This window comes from Hoeflea algicola (assembly GCF_026619415.1).
Classification (GTDB): Bacteria; Pseudomonadota; Alphaproteobacteria; order Rhizobiales; family Rhizobiaceae; genus Hoeflea; species Hoeflea algicola.
Map to the genome: position 1 here is coordinate 3,727,205 of NZ_JAOVZR010000001.1, position 15,740 is coordinate 3,742,944.

The 15,740-nt window shown below is 60.9% G+C and carries 19 protein-coding genes; 7 read left to right on the top strand and 12 right to left on the bottom strand.

The features are described from left to right. Positions 1-18: 18 nt before the first annotated feature. The 5 genes from OEG84_RS18150 to dapD all read right to left on the bottom strand — a co-directional run bounded on the left by OEG84_RS18150 (position 19) and on the right by dapD (position 3,724). Positions 19-621: a hypothetical protein gene (locus OEG84_RS18150; RefSeq protein WP_267655031.1), complete on the bottom strand. Its 603-nt coding sequence runs from the start codon at positions 619-621 to the stop codon at positions 19-21. A gap of 2 nt (positions 622-623) precedes the next feature. Further along, entirely contained in the window at positions 624-1,820 is a 1,197-nt protein-coding gene (dapE, locus tag OEG84_RS18155) for a succinyl-diaminopimelate desuccinylase (RefSeq protein WP_267655032.1), read from the bottom strand. A gap of 94 nt (positions 1,821-1,914) precedes the next feature. After that, positions 1,915-2,154 carry a hypothetical protein gene (locus OEG84_RS18160; RefSeq protein ID WP_267655033.1) on the bottom strand — a complete coding sequence of 80 codons (240 nt, stop codon included), beginning with the start codon at positions 2,152-2,154 and terminating at the stop codon, positions 1,915-1,917. 326 nt (positions 2,155-2,480) lie between these two features. Further along, a complete protein-coding gene (locus tag OEG84_RS18165) occupies positions 2,481-2,861 on the bottom strand; it encodes a DUF805 domain-containing protein (protein WP_267655034.1) in 381 nt (126 codons plus the stop codon). A gap of 8 nt (positions 2,862-2,869) precedes the next feature. Then, the gene (dapD, locus tag OEG84_RS18170; protein WP_267655035.1) at positions 2,870-3,724 is read right to left on the bottom strand and encodes a 2,3,4,5-tetrahydropyridine-2,6-dicarboxylate N-succinyltransferase; all 855 of its coding nucleotides are present in this window, start codon (positions 3,722-3,724) and stop codon (positions 2,870-2,872) included. Between the two features lie 148 nt (positions 3,725-3,872). On the opposite strand from dapD, the gene OEG84_RS18175 reads away from it, so the two are divergent. Then, positions 3,873-4,727 carry an LOG family protein gene (locus tag OEG84_RS18175; RefSeq protein WP_425602870.1) on the top strand — a complete coding sequence of 285 codons (855 nt, stop codon included), beginning with the start codon at positions 3,873-3,875 and terminating at the stop codon, positions 4,725-4,727. 54 nt (positions 4,728-4,781) lie between these two features. Here the strand turns inward: OEG84_RS18175 and OEG84_RS18180 are convergent, their stop codons facing one another. Both OEG84_RS18180 and OEG84_RS18185 read right to left on the bottom strand, forming a co-directional pair. Next, entirely contained in the window at positions 4,782-5,426 is a 645-nt protein-coding gene (locus OEG84_RS18180) for an EF-hand domain-containing protein (RefSeq protein WP_267655037.1), read from the bottom strand. Between the two features lie 150 nt (positions 5,427-5,576). Continuing rightward, complete coding sequence (locus OEG84_RS18185; protein WP_267655038.1) at positions 5,577-6,284, bottom strand: pyrimidine 5'-nucleotidase; 708 nt, start codon at positions 6,282-6,284, stop codon at positions 5,577-5,579. 101 nt (positions 6,285-6,385) lie between these two features. On the opposite strand from OEG84_RS18185, the gene OEG84_RS18190 reads away from it, so the two are divergent. Further along, positions 6,386-7,288: a DMT family transporter gene (locus OEG84_RS18190; protein WP_267656249.1), complete on the top strand. Its 903-nt coding sequence runs from the start codon at positions 6,386-6,388 to the stop codon at positions 7,286-7,288. Between the two features lie 62 nt (positions 7,289-7,350). Further along, on the top strand, positions 7,351-8,643 hold the full coding sequence (locus tag OEG84_RS18195; RefSeq protein WP_267655039.1) for an alpha/beta hydrolase: 1,293 nt from the start codon (positions 7,351-7,353) through the stop codon (positions 8,641-8,643). 41 nt (positions 8,644-8,684) lie between these two features. Here OEG84_RS18195 and argB read toward each other — a convergent pair whose 3' ends face one another. Next, the gene (gene argB, locus OEG84_RS18200) at positions 8,685-9,581 is read right to left on the bottom strand and encodes an acetylglutamate kinase (protein ID WP_267655040.1); all 897 of its coding nucleotides are present in this window, start codon (positions 9,579-9,581) and stop codon (positions 8,685-8,687) included. Positions 9,582-9,820: 239 nt separating this feature from the next. Between argB and OEG84_RS18205 the strand changes: the two genes are divergently transcribed. The 4 genes from OEG84_RS18205 to msrB all read left to right on the top strand — a co-directional run bounded on the left by OEG84_RS18205 (position 9,821) and on the right by msrB (position 12,452). Continuing rightward, complete coding sequence (locus tag OEG84_RS18205; protein ID WP_267655041.1) at positions 9,821-10,360, top strand: sigma-70 family RNA polymerase sigma factor; 540 nt, start codon at positions 9,821-9,823, stop codon at positions 10,358-10,360. Continuing rightward, entirely contained in the window at positions 10,357-11,055 is a 699-nt protein-coding gene (locus OEG84_RS18210) for an anti-sigma factor (RefSeq protein WP_267655042.1), read from the top strand. The genes OEG84_RS18205 and OEG84_RS18210 overlap by 4 nt, the downstream gene beginning before the upstream one ends. 148 nt (positions 11,056-11,203) lie before the next feature. Further along, positions 11,204-11,758, top strand: a complete 555-nt coding sequence (locus tag OEG84_RS18215; protein ID WP_267655043.1) for a fasciclin domain-containing protein — start codon at positions 11,204-11,206, stop codon at positions 11,756-11,758. A 181-nt stretch (positions 11,759-11,939) separates the two neighbouring features. Then, positions 11,940-12,452 carry a peptide-methionine (R)-S-oxide reductase MsrB gene (gene msrB / locus OEG84_RS18220; protein WP_267655044.1) on the top strand — a complete coding sequence of 171 codons (513 nt, stop codon included), beginning with the start codon at positions 11,940-11,942 and terminating at the stop codon, positions 12,450-12,452. Between the two features lie 32 nt (positions 12,453-12,484). Here msrB and yihA read toward each other — a convergent pair whose 3' ends face one another. From yihA to rpmH, 4 genes are read right to left on the bottom strand one after another with little or no spacing between them, the layout of a single operon-like run. After that, positions 12,485-13,159 carry a ribosome biogenesis GTP-binding protein YihA/YsxC gene (gene yihA / locus OEG84_RS18225; protein WP_267655045.1) on the bottom strand — a complete coding sequence of 225 codons (675 nt, stop codon included), beginning with the start codon at positions 13,157-13,159 and terminating at the stop codon, positions 12,485-12,487. A gap of 22 nt (positions 13,160-13,181) precedes the next feature. Continuing rightward, the gene (gene yidC / locus OEG84_RS18230) at positions 13,182-14,999 is read right to left on the bottom strand and encodes a membrane protein insertase YidC (protein ID WP_267655046.1); all 1,818 of its coding nucleotides are present in this window, start codon (positions 14,997-14,999) and stop codon (positions 13,182-13,184) included. Continuing rightward, the gene (gene rnpA, locus OEG84_RS18235) at positions 14,999-15,448 is read right to left on the bottom strand and encodes a ribonuclease P protein component (protein WP_267655047.1); all 450 of its coding nucleotides are present in this window, start codon (positions 15,446-15,448) and stop codon (positions 14,999-15,001) included. The genes yidC and rnpA overlap by 1 nt, the downstream gene beginning before the upstream one ends. A gap of 35 nt (positions 15,449-15,483) precedes the next feature. Beyond that, positions 15,484-15,621, bottom strand: a complete 138-nt coding sequence (gene rpmH / locus OEG84_RS18240) for a 50S ribosomal protein L34 (protein ID WP_267655048.1) — start codon at positions 15,619-15,621, stop codon at positions 15,484-15,486. Positions 15,622-15,740 lie beyond the last annotated feature (119 nt).

Consider the following 15,740-nt stretch of genomic DNA (forward strand, 5'->3'; position numbering starts at 1 on the left):
GCGGGAAACCGGGCCGCTCTAACCACCCAACGCGGTGAATGCCAATTCGGAAATGGTCAATCCGGTCATCACCATCATCAGGGTGATGAACACCGAGATCAGCACCTCGCCTTCAAGGCAGCCCCGTATCACCCGGAAATAGAGCCCGATCACCGCCATATAGGCAATCAGCGACAGCGTTGCGCTGAGCACATCGGGAACCGGCGCGAGATAGCGCAGTGCGGCCGGGAAAAAGCCAACATAGACGGAAAACAACCCGTACCAATTGCTGACCACGACCAGCCGCGCAAACTTGTCGCCAAGTCCGAATAGTTGCGACACCGCCAGCAGCAGGATCGACGGGATCAGCCACGCCGCCAGATCGAAGCCGCCCGAAACCAGAAAGAAGCCCAGCGTCTCGGCGGCGCCGTCAGGTCGGGTCTCGGGCACAGCGCGCCACACGCCTGTCCACAGGAAGCATTGTACCGGCCAGGTCCACACGAAGGCGCCGAACGAGCGCCAGAAACCGACAGGCGTGGTGTCGAACAGCTTCAGGCCTTCCGGGCGCTTTAGCATCAGGTAGAACAGCCCGGCCAGTGCCTGGCCAGCTTCATGTCGTGACGGGATCAGCGCCCAGGTCAAGTTCAGCCCGTCCTGACGCTGTCGAACCAGCGCTCGAGAAACACCTCATAGATCGTCGTCAGTCCTTCGAGATCTGTCAGCGCGACCCGTTCATCGACCATGTGCATGGTTTTGCCAACCAGCCCGAATTCGACCACCGGACAATAGTTCTTGATGAAACGCGCGTCGGAGGTGCCGCCCGTAGTCGATAGTGACGAACTGCGCCCGGTCGCCTCCAGCACCGCTGCCGACAGCGCCTCGATCAGTGCCGTATCCCGTGTCACGAAGGAGGGCGAGGGGCGATCGCTGAACTCGATGCTGTAGCGCACCGGATCGCGACCCTGGCGAAGCCCGTTCTCGCCGGCGGCGCGTTCGAGCCGTCCGCGCAGTTCCGCTGCCAGGCTGTCGGCGGTCCAGATGTCGTTGAAGCGAATGTTGAACCGCGCCGTGGCCCGCGCCGGGATCACGTTTGAAGAGGGGTTGCCGGTGTCGATCGAGGTGACTTCCAGATTGGACGGCGGAAACCGCTCGTTGCCGGCATCGAGCGGTGGTTGCATCAGCGCCTTTGCCAGCGTCAGCATTCCGCGCAGCGGATTGTCGGCCAGATGCGGGTAGGCGACATGGCCTTGCACGCCCTCTACTGTCAGTACACCCGAAAGCGAGCCGCGCCGGCCGATCTTGATCATGTCACCGAGCTGGTCGGGATTGGTTGGCTCGCCCACCAGCGCCGCATCCCAGTGCTCGCCCTTGGCTGTCGCATGTGCGAGTAGCTTTTCGGTACCGTTGATGCTGGGGCCTTCCTCGTCGCCGGTAATCAGCAGCGACACCGAGCCTGCGGGCGCACCGCGGCGGGCAATCAACCGCGCCAACGCCGAGACGAAGCAGGCAATGCCGCCCTTCATGTCGACGGCGCCGCGGCCATACATTTCGCCGTTAATGATTTCTGCGGCGAACGGATCCTGGGTCCAGGCCCCGGCGTCGCCCACCGGCACCACATCGGTATGGCCGGCAAACATCAGATGCGGCCCCTCGGTGCCAAGCCGCGAATAGAGATTGTCGACATCGGGCGTGCCGGTGTCGGAGAAGGTCACCCGGTCATTGGTAAAGCCGAGTTCGGCCAGCATCGCGGAAAGCGTTGTCAGCGCTCCGCCTTCGTCTGGCGTTACGGAAGGGCACCGGATCAGGGCGGCAAGTGTCTGTGTGGGATCGGTTAGCGTCATGATCTCGTGATTAGACGATTGCCCCGAATCTGTCGACTGTCCAACGCGCCAAAAGCTCGGACCCTTGCGATGCCGCTTACGGCAACAGGCGAGCCTATTTGTGCAGTGTCTTGGAATCGCCCTGGAGGCCGATATCCGAAACGCTGTTGCGTCCCGAGCCGGTCTCGATTCGCCCTCTCAGATTGTTCAGGTCACGTTGCGTTGTTCCCCATCTGGCGGTGAAGAACCACGTATCGCCTTGCAGTTGCGGGTTGATCGCCGGAACAGCCGCAAGCCCCGCGGTAATTTGAGCAATTGTCGTACCCGCCGTGAACTCCACCCAAAAATCATTCATCGCACTCTCTCCTTGCTCTGGTTGAAACAACTCGAAATGGAATTATAGGTTGCGATATTCATATTGCAAAACCAAAGGTTGCGCAACACGTCACAATGGCGGACTCCGGTGAACGGACGCATCCCTTGTTCGGGAATTGGGGGAGGGGGCTTTATTGGTCCCGATGCAGGGCTATGTGGAAATGCCAATAGCCCATCAGCGTAGCCACCAGATTGGTGGTTCAAACGTCTTGCCCGGCTCCGCAAATGGCAGGGAGGGACTGAAGTTGAGAAGAGCCGAAGACGCTTGCGGTTGATCGCCATTGCCGCAGGGACAGGGCTGATCCTTCAGTAGCCCGGTTGGTCCGGCCCCGGCCCGTGGCCATTCGGGCCTTTCACCGAAGGCCAGACCATGATGGCGATCAGCATCAAAAGCGATGCCGCAGGAACCAGCAGCACGACAACGAGGATAACTGGCAACCCGGCATCATGCAGCCGCTTGATCGACATCACCGCGACCGACCAGGCCGCAACCGCAAAAGTCAGCATAAATCCCAGACCGGCGGTCGCCAGCGCCGATGAGTCGTCGCCAGCTGAAACGGCAGCTGACACCGGCACTGCAAATACCGCTGTCCAGAACAGCAGCGCCCAGGCGTAGGTCCGGCGCGACAACCGGCCAGACGCGCTGAACAGCAGCCAGCGCATGCCGGATTGGGGGAGCGCCGCCATCGCCGCGGTCAGTCCCGCAGCAGCTCGTTGATACCGGTTTTCGACCGGGTCTTGGCATCCACTGTCTTGACGATCACGGCGCAGTAGAGATTGGGAGCTGCTGCGCCATTGCCCATGGTTCCCGATGACGGCATCGAGCCCGCTACCACCACCGAATAGGGCGGGACTTCGCCATAGCTGATCTCGCCGGTCATCCGGTTGACGATGCGGGTCGACTTGCCGATGAACACGCCCATGCCGAGCACCGAACCTTCACGCACGATGCAGCCTTCGACGACTTCCGAGCGGGCACCGATGAAGCAATTGTCCTCGATGATGGTGGGGCCTGCCTGCAACGGCTCCAGAACGCCGCCGATGCCGACGCCGCCGGACAGGTGCACGTTCTTGCCGATCTGTGCGCAGGAGCCGACCGTGGCCCAGCCATCGACCATCGAACCCTCGTCGACATAGGCACCGAGATTGACGAAGGATGGCATCAGCACGACATTCTTGCCGATGAAAGCACCGCGCCGGACAATCGAGCCCGGCACCGCGCGGAAGCCCGAGCGCTCAAACTCGTTGGCTGTCCAGCCCTCGAACTTGGAGGGAACCTTGTCCCACCAGACCGCGTCGCCGGGGCCACCCTTGATGACTTCCATCGGGTTGAGACGAAACGACAGCAGTACCGCCTTCTTGAGCCACTGATTGACCGTCCAGGCGCCATCTTCGCCACGCTCGGCGACCCGCGCCTCGCCGCGATCGAGCAGGTTGAGCGCCTGGTCGACGGCGTCGCGTACCTCGCCGCGCGTGGCCGTGGAGATGTTGTCACGCTCTTCGAAAGCGGTTTCGATGGTGGAGGCAAGTGCTGCCAGGTCATGCTTCATCGTGGCGATTCCTTAAGGTTCAACGTCTAGAGTTGACAAAACAAAGCGCAGGGCGCCGGACCGCCTTCGCCGTTGCACATCTCCTAAGCGAGGTGGCACGCGGGGTCAATTCCGGCACCAGCGCCATTGACACAATAGGGACATGCAAATGAGCGCCAAACGCACCAATCAGGTTTGGGATCCGCTAGCCGACAGCGGTGAAGACAAGCGCCGGGCTGACCGGCAACCGAAGACCCCGCAGACCACGTCGCCGTCCTACCGGCTGGCCTATGCGGACGAGGATTTTCTCTGCCGCGAGGATCTCCGTCCGGTCCGGCTGCAACTGGAATTGCTCAAGCCTGAGGTGATCCTTGGCGAAGCCGGGATCAAGTCGACGGTGGTCATGTTCGGCGGCGCCCGCATTCCCGAGCCGGGCACCGAGCCTTGGGCTGCCAAGAACGAGACCCAGTCCAAGAACCTGACCGCCGCGTCGCGCTATTATGACGAGGCCCGCGCCTTTGCGCGGCTGTGTTCGACCCAGTCGCTGGCCTGCGACGGGCAGGAATATGTCATCGTCACCGGCGGTGGTCCGGGCGTGATGGAGGCAGGCAACCGCGGCGCCCACGATGTCGGTGCCGCCTCGATCGGTCTCAACATCGTGTTGCCACACGAGCAGGCGCCCAACATCTATGTGACGCCCGAATTCAGCCTGAACTTTCACTATTTCGCCATCCGCAAGATGCATTTTCTGGTCCGCGCCAAGGCTGTCACGATTTTCCCAGGCGGCTTCGGCACGCTTGATGAAATGTTCGAGTCCCTGACGCTGATTCAGACGGGCCGCATGGAACCGGTGCCGTTCATTCTGTTCGGGTCGGAATTCTGGAGTTCGATCGTCAATTTTCAGGCACTGGCCGATTTCGGTACCATTTCACCCGACGATCTCAAGCTGTTCAGCATTGTCGATACCGCCGAAGAGGCCTGGGGACTGATTGCCGCCCATTACGGCCTGCCTTTGGCGGCATAAAAAACAGGCCGGACGCGAGGTCCGGCCTGATCTTGTTCGGCTGAGCGTGGCGGCTTAGTTGTTGTCGGCGCGCTTGCCGTAGAAGTCGGTGATGTCGATCTTGTTGTCGCCATTGCGGTCGAACCGTTCGAACATCGTCGTGTCCATTGCGGCAAATTCCTCGACGCTGATTTCACCATTCTTGTCGGTGTCGAGGCGTTCGAGGCTGGGTCCGCCATGGCGGCCTTCTCCACGTTTGCCGTCATGCTTGCCGGCGTGGCGTCCTTCGCCGCGCTTGCCTTCATGCCTGTCGGCGTGGCGTCCTTCGCCGCGCTTGCCTTCATGCCTGTCGGCGTGGCGGCCTTCACCATCACGTTTGCCGTGGTGCTTGCCCATCTTCTGGTTCTGGTCACCACCGCGTTCGGCGCGACGCTCGTCCCGGGCCTTTTTGCGTTCCGCCTTGTGCATCTCGCCAAATGCGGCGATCTCCTGTTCGCTCAGCGTGCCGGATTTGTCGGTATCCGCGCTTTCGAACATGGCGGTGCGGTGCGCGGCAATCTCGTCGAGCATGACGGCGCCGTCGCGATTGGCGTCAAACCGCTCCATCATGCGTTCGATGCGTGGGCCGCGATGGCCTTCGCCCTGCGGCGCAGCCATGGCGGGAACGGCAACGGAAGCGACAAGCGTCGCGGCGATGGTGGCGAGAAGTATATTTTTCATGGGATAACCTTTCCTTGGGGGCAGAACTGTTTGCCTCCCCAATGTGGTGGCTGCCAGTCGCCGCCACCACTTAAAGCCCTGTAATGTAGATTAAATATCGGAAAGGTAGAGGCCTAACCCGTTGCGCAACAACGCTTCCGCGGGCGTCGGTCAGGCAGCAATCGTCTTCAGGAACGACGCCAGATCATCGGTGACATGGTGGATATGCGCGCCGTCCTTGCCCTCATGTTCCCAGACTTCGTCGAGCACTACATCGAGATTGTTGGGAACAATCAGCACGGTGCGCATGCCCAGTTGATGCGGCGCCAGCAGATTGCGTGGCAGATCCTCGAACATCGCCGCCTGTTCCGTGTTGACACCGTGCTTGTCGAGGAACCGTGCATAGGTTTCCGGCGCTGGCTTGGGTATGAAATCGGCGGCGATGATGTCGAATATGTCGTCGAAATGATCGAGAATCCCGAGCGCCCGCGCGGTGCGCTCGGCATGCAGGGTATCGCCATTGGTGAAGATGAACTTGCGTCCCGGCAGCGCCTTGATGGCAGCACCCAGTGCCGGATCCGGTTTCACCCAGGAATAATCAATATCATGGACCGTCTCCAGAAAGTCGTTGGGGTCAACTCCGTGGTTGAGCATCAGCCCCTGCAATGTGGTGCCGTGGTCGCGATAATATTTTTTCTGAATAGTGCGCGCCGCGTCATGGTCCATCGTCAACAGTTTGCGCACATACTCGGTCATCTTCCTGTCGATCTGCGAAAAAAGGTCGATCGAACGCGGGTACAGCGTGTTGTCGAGATCAAATACCCATTCGGTCACATGGGCAAAAGAGGCGGGTTCGGGGGGCAGGTTCTTTTCGGTCATTGAGTTGTTATGGCACGCCCGTGCGCGAAGAAAAGGGTGTAGCGGCACGCCGGGTAAAAAAATGTGGCGAGACCGCCGGTCGGCGTGGTACCCGCAGCTTAATGGAAACCTGGATACTCATCACCATCGCCGCGGCGTTCTTGCAGAACATCCGCTCAGTGCTGCAAAAACACCTCAAGGGAGTCATGGGCACCACCGGCGCCACCTTTGTGCGCTTCGGCTTCGGTCTGCCGTTCGCCGTGGTCTTCGTCGCACTGCTGGTGTTCGTTCTGGACAATCCGTTGCCGCGCCTCAACGCCGAATTTTTTGGCTGGGTGGTGCTCGCCGCGCTGGCGCAGATCACCGCGCAGGCATTGCTGATCCAGATGTTCAGCCACCGCAATTTCACTGTTGGCACTGCCTATTCGCGCACGGAACCGGCGCAGGCGGCATTGTTCGGTCTGATCTTCCTGGGCGACCGCATTGGCCCGGGCACGCTGGTGGCTATCGGCATCAGCCTGGTTGGCGTGGTGTTGATTTCGGTAGCCCGCTCTGCAACCGGTGCGGCGGCATTGCTGCGGTCGGTGTTTTCGCGCACTGCGGCGCTGGGGCTGGCGTCGGGAACTGTCTTCGGCATCGCCGCCGTCGGCTATCGCGCCGCCTCGCTGTCGCTCGGTGGACCCAACTTCATGATGCAGGCAGCGGTCACCCTGCTTGCGGCGATTACCCTGCAGACCTGCGTCATGCTGGTGTGGATGTGGATGCGGGCGCCCGGCGAACTGGCTCGCATTCGCGCAGCCTGGAAAATCGCCACCATGGTCGGCCTGGTTGGCGCCACCGCATCCTTCGGCTGGTTCATGGCGATGACACTGCAAACCGCCGCCGTGGTCAAGGCGCTGGCCCAGATCGAGATGATTTTCACCTTCGCCTCGTCGGTGCTGATTTTCCGCGAACATGTCAACAGACTTGAAATTTCCGGCTGTATCCTCATTGTTGCCGGTATTGTCGTGCTTTTGCTCGTCTGAGCGCAGTATGCGTCTGGCCGGCCAGTAGCGCCTGCATTCCTTCCAATTCGGGTGATTGTCTCATGTCTGCGCAGCAAATGCCGAAACAGGGATTGCCAGCCAGTCGACTGTGCGTTGGGGTGATGTCGATAGTCCTGGGTTTGTCGGCTTGCGTCAGCGCACCCGAAGGCGTGCTCTCCCCCGTGGCCCAGACCTCGGCGGACGCGACTTCTGTTTCGATCATGGTCGCCACCACCCGCGCCCCGTCTGATAATCCGGGCCTGCTCTACACCGGTGAGCGTGGCAACCAGATCGATTTCAACGAATTGGTGGTTTCAATTCCACCCGAAGCGAGCCGCAAGATCGGTGAAGTGCAGTGGCCGAAGAAGTTGCCAGCGGACCCTTCGCGGGATTTTGCGACGCTGGCGGTGAGCCCGGTTGAAGGCAAGACGGCGATGAGCGATTGGTACCGGCGCAACAAATCGCCCAGCGGCCGCTTGCTGGTCTTCGTCCATGGCTTCAACAATCGCTATGAAAAAGCCGTCTACCGCTTTGCCCAGATCGCCCATGACAGCAAGACCGATGCCGCGCCGGTAATGTTCACCTGGCCGTCACGCGGATCGGTGTTCGCCTATCCCTACGACAAGGAAAGCACGAATTACTCCCGCTCAGCGCTAGAGGGAGTGCTCACCGCCGCCGTCAACGAGAAGAACATCCGCGAAATCACCGTGCTGGCCCATTCGATGGGCACCTGGCTGACGGTTGAATCGCTCCGCCAGATGGCGATCCGCAATGATGGCATTCCGTCCAAGATCCAGAACGTGATCCTGGCATCTCCCGATCTCGACATCGATGTGTTCCGCCAGCAATTGGCCGATATGGGACCGGACCGGCCCAAGTTCACGGTGTTCGTGTCCAAGGATGACCGCGCGCTGACCTTGTCGCGGCGAATTTCCGGCAATGTCGACCGGCTCGGACAGATCGACATCACCGACCCGGCCTACCGCCAACTGCTGGAAAAGGAGGGTATCACCGTCCTTGATCTCTCGGCATTACAGGTCGGCGACAGCCTCAACCATTCCAAATTCGCCGAAAGCCCCGAAGTGGTGCGGCTTTTGGGACAACGGCTGATCGATGGCCAGACCGTCACCGACCAGGATCTCGGGCTTGGCGCCGAACTCGGCACCACGGCGCTGTCGGTCTCCAATACGGTGGGCTCGGCGGCAGGTCTTGCGGTCTCTGTGCCGATTGCCATTCTCGATCCCTCGACCCGCGCCACGCTTGACGACCAGTCGCGCCGTTTCGAACAGAATCTTGGCGACAGCATCAAGGGCGTGGTGCCGGTGATCCCGAAATCGACCAGTACCCGCCGCTAATTCCGGCCATTGCTGGGTGGGGCTGGTTGTTCAGGCCGGTATTACGGCACCAGCAGGGTGCCTGCGCCATGCGAGGTAAAGATTTCCAGCAGCACCGCGTGCGGCGTCTTGCCGTTGAGGATGACCACGCCTTCGACACCCCGGTCGAGCGCCTCGATGCAGGTTTCAACCTTGGGGATCATGCCGCCTGAGATCGTCCCATCGGCAATCAGTGCGCGGGCTTGGCTGACCGTCAATTCGTCGATCAGCTTGCTGTCCTTGTCGAGCACGCCTGGCACGTCGGTCAGGAACAGCAGCCGGGTGGCATTCAGCGCCCCAGCAATCGCGCCGGCGAAAGTATCGGCGTTGATGTTGTAGGTGTGACCGTCGCGGCCCGGCGCCACCGGCGCCAGCACCGGGATCATTTCCGATTTGGCGAGCAGGTCGAGCAGCGTCCGGTCAACTTCCACCGGTTCGCCGACAAAGCCGAGATCGACAACGCGTTCGATGTTGGAATCGGGATCGGTCACTGTCTTCTGGGCCTTTTCGGCATAAACCATGTTGCCGTCCTTGCCGCACAGGCCAATCGCCCATTCGCCCTCGGCATTGATCAGGGCGACGATTTCCTTGTTGATCGAGCCGGCCAGAACCATCTCGACAATCTCGACGGTTTTGGCGTCGGTCACCCGCAACCCGCCTTCGAATTTCGATTCAATGCCCATCTTGGCAAGCATTGCGCCAATCTGCGGGCCGCCGCCATGCACGACAATCGGGTTGACACCTGATTGCTTGAGCAGGGCGATGTCCTGCGCGAATGCCTTGCCGAGCGAAGCGTTGCCCATGGCGTGGCCGCCATATTTGACGACGATCGTCTTGTTCTCGTAGCGCTGCATGTAGGGCAGCGCCTCGGCAAGCAAGCGGGCCTGTGTAGCGGCGGTGTCGCTGGTGGCATCGGTCATTGGCGCGGCGTCCCCTTGAGGCTCGAGCGCCGCGTATGAACCAGGACAGGCACGCAGAGCTCACTCACTTATATGAACTGGAGCGGTGTTTAACGGCAATCCGTGCCGGCTTCAATGATTGCCAGAACCAAACCGTCGATTTTCGCGTATGCAGCAATACAGCAACCCGCGGCCGCGCATTCGTGAGCGCTTCTGACCGGTGTTGCTGCGGTCGTCGCAGTGGAGAAACTGAACCCGTTATGAGCCAGCAAGATCTTTCAGGGCTGATTGTTCACACCGCGCTCGGCAACCGCGCGGCGTTTTCCACGCTGTATGACAGCACCAGCGCGAAACTTTTTGGTGTTTGTCTTCGTATTCTCAAGGACAGGGCTCAGGCAGAGGACGCTGTTCAGGAGGTCTATGTCCGGATCTGGCGTCGCGCCGGCAGCTTTCGCGCCGACAAGGCCTCGGCCATGGCCTGGCTGGTGGCGATCGCCCGTAACCAGGCGATCGACATGATCAGGGCGCGCCAGCCGGCAACGCTGGAGTATGATCAGGCGCCGGACATGGCTGACCCGGATCTCGATCCCGAAGCGCGGGCAGCACTTGCCGGCGAGGGTCGGCGGATCGAGGCTTGCCTTGGCGAGCTGGAAGCCGACAAGGCGGCCGCGGTCGTCAATGCCTATGTAGAGGGCTTGAGTTATCAGGAGTTGGCCGCGCAGAATGCGGTGCCGCTCAATACAATGCGAACCTGGCTGCGCCGTAGCCTGATCAAACTGAGAGAGTGCCTGAACCGATGAGCATCGGCGCCCCCCATTCCGACGATAATGCCCTGGCCGGCGAATACGTGCTTGGCGTGCTGCCGCTTGATGAGCGTCGCGGTGTCGAACAGCGAATTGCCAGCGAGCCGGCCTTTGCCGAGCTTGTCAGCTTCTGGCAATCCGAGCTGGCGACGCTGGACGATGCTTACGCGCCTGAAGCGCCGCCCCGCGGCGTCAAGGCCCGCATTGATGCACGGCTGTTTGCCGAGGCCGCGAAACCGGCGGGCCTTTGGGGTTCGCTGTTGTTCTGGCGCGGCGTGGCTTTGGCGTCTGTTGCCGTTGCTGCGGCGATCGGCGCCTATAATCTCGATCTTGTTGGCGGTTCGACGCCCGGCACCGCCCCCGCGCTGGTTGCCGAACTTGGTGCGCCCGGCAGTGCCGTTGGTCTTGTCGCAGCGCTCGATCCGGCAAGCGGTACATTGCAGATCACCCCGGCGGCGTTCTCGCCCGATGACGGCAAGGCGCTGGAACTGTGGCTGGTGCCGGGCGAGGGTGCAGCGATCTCGCTTGGGTTGGTGCCCGAGGACGGCGGCAGGCTGGTACTTGACCGCAGCCTGAGTGATCAGTTGTCGGCTGGCGCCTTGATTGCGGTCAGCCTCGAACCGGCCGGCGGATCACCCACTGGCGTGGCGACCGGCCCGGTGGTTCTGTCCGGCACGCTGGCTTCGAAATAGGCCGAAATCTGCCACGTCGGAAAAAAACGACGAATGGCTGAAACTAAATTCTCCGGGCTCCCGTCTCTTCTTGTGTAACCGCCGCCGAAATGAAGCGGCTGATAATCAGGGCCCGGACTATCCGGCCCAAAACACAAGAGGCTGAACCATGAAAACCATTCTTCGCACGCTCGCCGCTTCCGCCATTCTGCTCTCCGGCGTGAGCCTGGCCCAGGCCGAAAACCCGATGGTTGGCGGCGCCGCCATGATGGCCGACAAGAACATCGTCGAAAATGCCGTCAATTCGGCCGATCACACCACCCTGGTCGCCGCTGTCAAGGCTGCCGGTCTGGTTGATACGTTGATGGGTGAAGGCCCGTTCACAGTGTTCGCACCCACCAATGAAGCCTTTGCCGCGCTGCCGGAAGGCACAGTCGACACGCTGCTCAAGCCTGAAAACAAAGATCAGCTGACCAAGGTGCTGACCTGCCATGTTGTTGCCGCCGATGCGATGTCTGCAGCCATCATGAAGATGGTCGACGATGATGGCGGTGCGCACCCGGTCAAGACGGTCGGTGGCTGCATGCTCAACGTCACCTACAAGGGCGACAAGATCATGATCGAGGATGAAACCGGCGGCGTCGCCAATGTCACCATCGCCGATGTCGATCAGTCAAACGGCGTCATTCACGTCATCGACAAGGTGCTGCTGCCCAAGGGCTAATACCCTGAAGCGCGCGTAGCGTTTGCCCGGGTGCGTCGGCAGCCCCTTGATTACTCGCGCACCAATCGGGTGGCCTCCCGCCTGACCGTCGGGCGGGAGGTATTTCACGCAGCCGTGAAAAACCGTGCTTGGCCATTTCCGGCCGGTCGATCTAGGCTGAAATCAACACAGGAGAACGCCGATGACCAACACATCCGATCTTCCCCGCCGGGCACTGCTTGCAGCCGGTGTGGCCGGGCTGGCGCTGTCGGTGTTTGCCCGCCGCACCCCCGCCACCGCTTCCGAAGGCGATTTTGAGTTCATGCTGAGCGAGGCTGAATGGCGTGCCAAGCTGACGCCCGCCCAGTTCAACGTGCTGCGCGAAGAAGGCACCGAACGAGCCTTTTCTTCCGATCTCAACACCGAAAAGCGCGAGGGCATGTTCCATTGCGCCGGCTGTGATCTGCCGGTCTATTCATCCGACGTGAAATACGACAGTGGCACCGGCTGGCCCAGTTTCTGGCAGGCCGAACCCGATGCGGTTCGCACCAAGGAAGACAAATCGCTGTTTTCGACGCGTACCGAGGTCCATTGTCGCCGATGCGGTGGTCATTTTGGCCACATCTTTGACGATGGCCCGGCGCCGACCGGCAAGCGCCACTGCCTCAATGGCCTGGCTCTGACTTTCAAACCGGCTGCCGATCAGGCCGCCTGAGCCGCCCCAATTTCCGTCGCATTAAGCCGGATTCAGGTGCCGATAGCAACGGTGATAGCCGTTCGCAATTCCGTAAGGCCTTCGCCCTTCTCCGATGAGGTGACGAGCACTTCCGGATACGCGGCGGGCCGTTTTTTCAGAACCGCCAGCGTTTCGGTGACCAGTCGCGGTATGCCCGCATCCTTGATCTTGTCGGTCTTGGTCAGCACTACTTGGTAGGACATCGCCGCCTTGTCGAGCAGGTCCATCACGCCTTCATCGTTCTTTTTGACGCCATGGCGCGAATCGATCAGCAGATAGACCCGTTTCAGCGTCGAGCGGCCGCGCATGTAATCAAACACCAGCTTGGTCCACAGATCGACCTGATCCTTGGGTGCCTTGGCATAACCGTAGCCGGGCATGTCGACCAGAGCGATCGGCGGCAGGTCGCCTTCCTCACCGGAATGGCCCTCGGGCACGAAATAGTTCAGCTCCTGGGTCCGGCCCGGCGTGTTGGATGTCCGCGCCAGTCCCTTGACGCCGACCAACGCATTGATCAGCGACGACTTGCCGACATTGGAGCGGCCGGCAAAGGCAATCTCCGGCGGTCCTTCCGGTGGCAGGAATTTCAGCGACGGCACACCACGGATGAATACCCACGGCCTGGCGAACAGATTGAAGGCATGCGCTTCTGTGGCGGCGAGCGCCGGATCGGCCGGTAATTTCATAGCTCCGGCTCCAGTGCCGTAATCAGGTTGCTTTGTTCTTGCGTTTGAACAGACCTACCAGGTTGTCCCACAGTTCGATCTTGGCGCCCTGGCGCTTCATGATGATGCCCTGTTGGGTCACCGAAAGCGTGTTGTTCCAGGCCCAATAGATCACCAGACCAGCCGGGAATGTGGCCAGCATGAAGGTGAAGACCACCGGCATCCAGGTGAAGATCATCGCCTGGGTCGGATCCGGCGGCGTCGGGTTCATGCGCATCTGCAGGAACATGGTGATGCCCATGATCAGCGGCCAGACGCCGATCATCAGGAACGACGGCACGTCATAGGGTAACAGGCCAAACAGGTTGAACAGCGATGTCGGGTCGGGCGCCGACAGATCCTGGATCCAGCCGAAGAACGGCGCGTGGCGCATCTCGATGGTGACGTAAAGCACCTTGTAGAGCGAGAAGAACACAGGGATCTGCAACAGCACCGGCCAGCAACCGGCCACCGGGTTGATCTTTTCCTTCTTGTAGAGCTCCATCATGCCCTGCTGCAACGCCATCTTGTCGTCGCCATGCTTGGCTTTCAGCTCTTCAAGCTTGGGCTGCACCTTTTTCATGTTGGCCATCGACACATAGGACTTGTTGGCCAGCGGGAAGAAGACGAGCTTGACGAGAACCGTGGTGGCCAGGATCGCCACGCCGAAATTACCGAACATTTTGTAGAGCGCGTCGATCAGCCAGAACATCGGTTTTGTCAGGAAGTAGAACCAGCCCCAATCGATCATCAGGTCGAAATTGAGGATATTGTGCTCGGTCTCGTAACCTTCGATAACCGGCACTTCCTTGGCGCCTGCGAATACCAGCGTCGTTGACGTCACGCTGTTGCCGGGCGCGATGGCCTGGGCGTCGGATTTGAAATCCGACTGGTAGCGCGTCCGGCCGTCGCTGAAATAGGCAAAGCGGGTTTCAAACCCTGCGCCCTGCGGCGGCACAACCGCTGCGGCCCAGTATTTGTCGGTAATTCCCATCCAGCCGGCGGTTGCCTTGGCGGGTGTAATCGCCGGTGAATCCTCGACGTCGGAATAGTCGACTTCCTGCAGCCCTGCTTCGCCGATGACGCCGATCAGGCCTTCATGCAGCACATAGATGCCCTGGGTTTTCGGCTTGGCGAATCGCGTGATCCGGCCATAACCGGCAACCGAAGCAGTTGCGGTGCCCGAGTTGGCGATGGTGTCCTCGAAGCTGAACAGATAGTTTTCGTCGACCGAGACGACGCGGGTGAAGATCAGCCCGTTGCCATTGTCGTAGGTCAGGGTCACCGGTGTCGTCGGTGTCAGCACCTGACCTGCGGCGGCTGTCCAGACGGTATCGGGTCCGGGCGCCGGGCCCGATTGCGCGTCGGCAATAAAGCCGACTTCAGCAAAATAGCCGTCAGTGAGAGCTGCCGGATTGAACAGCGAGATGTTGGGGCTTTTTGGGTCAATCGTCTCGCGGTATTCCTTCAGCAGCAGATCGTCGATCCGCGCGCCGGTGAGATTGAGTGACCCCATCAGGGCTGGCGTGTCGATGGTGATTCGGTTGGACTGGGCAAGGGCGTCTTCGCGCGACAGGCCGGCAACAACCGGCGTTCCGGCTGTCGGGCTCGCCACGTCGCCGCCAGGCGCCGTACCGCTCACAGCGCCGGGCGTGACTGCCTGCGTTCCGGTCGCGGCGGACTGGGCTGCCTGTTGTGTCTGCAGCGCCTGCGCGGCTTCACGCTCGCGGTCGATCTTCGGGGATACATAAAGGAATTGCCAGGCGACAAGGACGAGCACCGACAAGAGGATTGCGACGAAATAGTTGCGATTGGTTTCCATCACTCATTCCTGATGGCCGGGCTGGTTCCGCCTGGCGTTCTGGTGTTGTCTGGCACGGCGGAAGTGTGTCCGTCGCGAATAGGTCGTGGTCGCTTCCGGTCGACGCTTTCCCCGACCCGTTCGCGCAGCGCTCGTACAAGTCTGTCAAATGGGGCAGTCAGCGTGTCCCGTCGCGCGACAATCACATAGTCATGTCCGGGCTTGAATGGAACCCCCGTCATGAGACGGACTGCTTCCTTGAGGCGACGGCGCATCCGATTGCGCTCCACGGCATTGCCTTGCTTGCGGGTCACGGTGAAGCCAATTCGCGGGGCTTCGCCCGGTTTGCCGCGGTCCAGCATTTCAAGCAGGAAGTAGGGTCCGCGCAGACGGGTCCCCTTCTGCACGGCGAGGAAATCCGGACGGATTTTAAGCCGCCCGGGTTTCTTGATGGTGTCGTCTTGCGCCACGCGATTTTCTTTCTTCGCGGGCCCGCTGTCGGCGATTAAGCCGACAGACTGCTACGCCCACGGGCGCGACGAGCCTGGATGACCTTGCGGCCGCCCTTTGTGGCCATGCGCGCACGGAAGCCGTGGCGACGCTTGCGAACAAGCTTGGATGGTTGGTAAGTACGCTTTGGCATTTATTTTAATACCGCGGTGTGCGGCCCTTCTTGGAACATCTGCGTTTTGGGTGTTCAGTCCGTCAAAAAGCGCTCCCGGAAACCGGAAGCTACCACGGACGCAGGGCTTATAGGCGGGT

What these genes read in the sequence shown, in the direction of transcription:
- dapE (WP_267655032.1), bottom strand. Translation starts at nt 1,820, where the DNA reads ATGACGCTAACCGATCCCACACAGACACTTGCCGCCCTGATCCGGTGC.
- OEG84_RS18160 (WP_267655033.1), bottom strand. Translation starts at nt 2,154, where the DNA reads ATGAATGATTTTTGGGTGGAGTTCACGGCGGGTACGACAATTGCTCAA.
- OEG84_RS18165 (WP_267655034.1), bottom strand. Translation starts at nt 2,861, where the DNA reads ATGGCGGCGCTCCCCCAATCCGGCATGCGCTGGCTGCTGTTCAGCGCG.
- dapD (WP_267655035.1), bottom strand. Translation starts at nt 3,724, where the DNA reads ATGAAGCATGACCTGGCAGCACTTGCCTCCACCATCGAAACCGCTTTC.
- OEG84_RS18175 (WP_425602870.1), top strand. Translation starts at nt 3,873, where the DNA reads ATGAGCGCCAAACGCACCAATCAGGTTTGGGATCCGCTAGCCGACAGC.
- OEG84_RS18180 (WP_267655037.1), bottom strand. Translation starts at nt 5,426, where the DNA reads ATGAAAAATATACTTCTCGCCACCATCGCCGCGACGCTTGTCGCTTCC.
- OEG84_RS18185 (WP_267655038.1), bottom strand. Translation starts at nt 6,284, where the DNA reads ATGACCGAAAAGAACCTGCCCCCCGAACCCGCCTCTTTTGCCCATGTG.
- OEG84_RS18190 (WP_267656249.1), top strand. Translation starts at nt 6,386, where the DNA reads ATGGAAACCTGGATACTCATCACCATCGCCGCGGCGTTCTTGCAGAAC.
- OEG84_RS18195 (WP_267655039.1), top strand. Translation starts at nt 7,351, where the DNA reads ATGTCTGCGCAGCAAATGCCGAAACAGGGATTGCCAGCCAGTCGACTG.
- argB (WP_267655040.1), bottom strand. Translation starts at nt 9,581, where the DNA reads ATGACCGATGCCACCAGCGACACCGCCGCTACACAGGCCCGCTTGCTT.
- OEG84_RS18205 (WP_267655041.1), top strand. Translation starts at nt 9,821, where the DNA reads ATGAGCCAGCAAGATCTTTCAGGGCTGATTGTTCACACCGCGCTCGGC.
- OEG84_RS18210 (WP_267655042.1), top strand. Translation starts at nt 10,357, where the DNA reads ATGAGCATCGGCGCCCCCCATTCCGACGATAATGCCCTGGCCGGCGAA.
- OEG84_RS18215 (WP_267655043.1), top strand. Translation starts at nt 11,204, where the DNA reads ATGAAAACCATTCTTCGCACGCTCGCCGCTTCCGCCATTCTGCTCTCC.
- msrB (WP_267655044.1), top strand. Translation starts at nt 11,940, where the DNA reads ATGACCAACACATCCGATCTTCCCCGCCGGGCACTGCTTGCAGCCGGT.
- yihA (WP_267655045.1), bottom strand. Translation starts at nt 13,159, where the DNA reads ATGAAATTACCGGCCGATCCGGCGCTCGCCGCCACAGAAGCGCATGCC.
- yidC (WP_267655046.1), bottom strand. Translation starts at nt 14,999, where the DNA reads ATGGAAACCAATCGCAACTATTTCGTCGCAATCCTCTTGTCGGTGCTC.
- rpmH (WP_267655048.1), bottom strand. Translation starts at nt 15,621, where the DNA reads ATGCCAAAGCGTACTTACCAACCATCCAAGCTTGTTCGCAAGCGTCGC.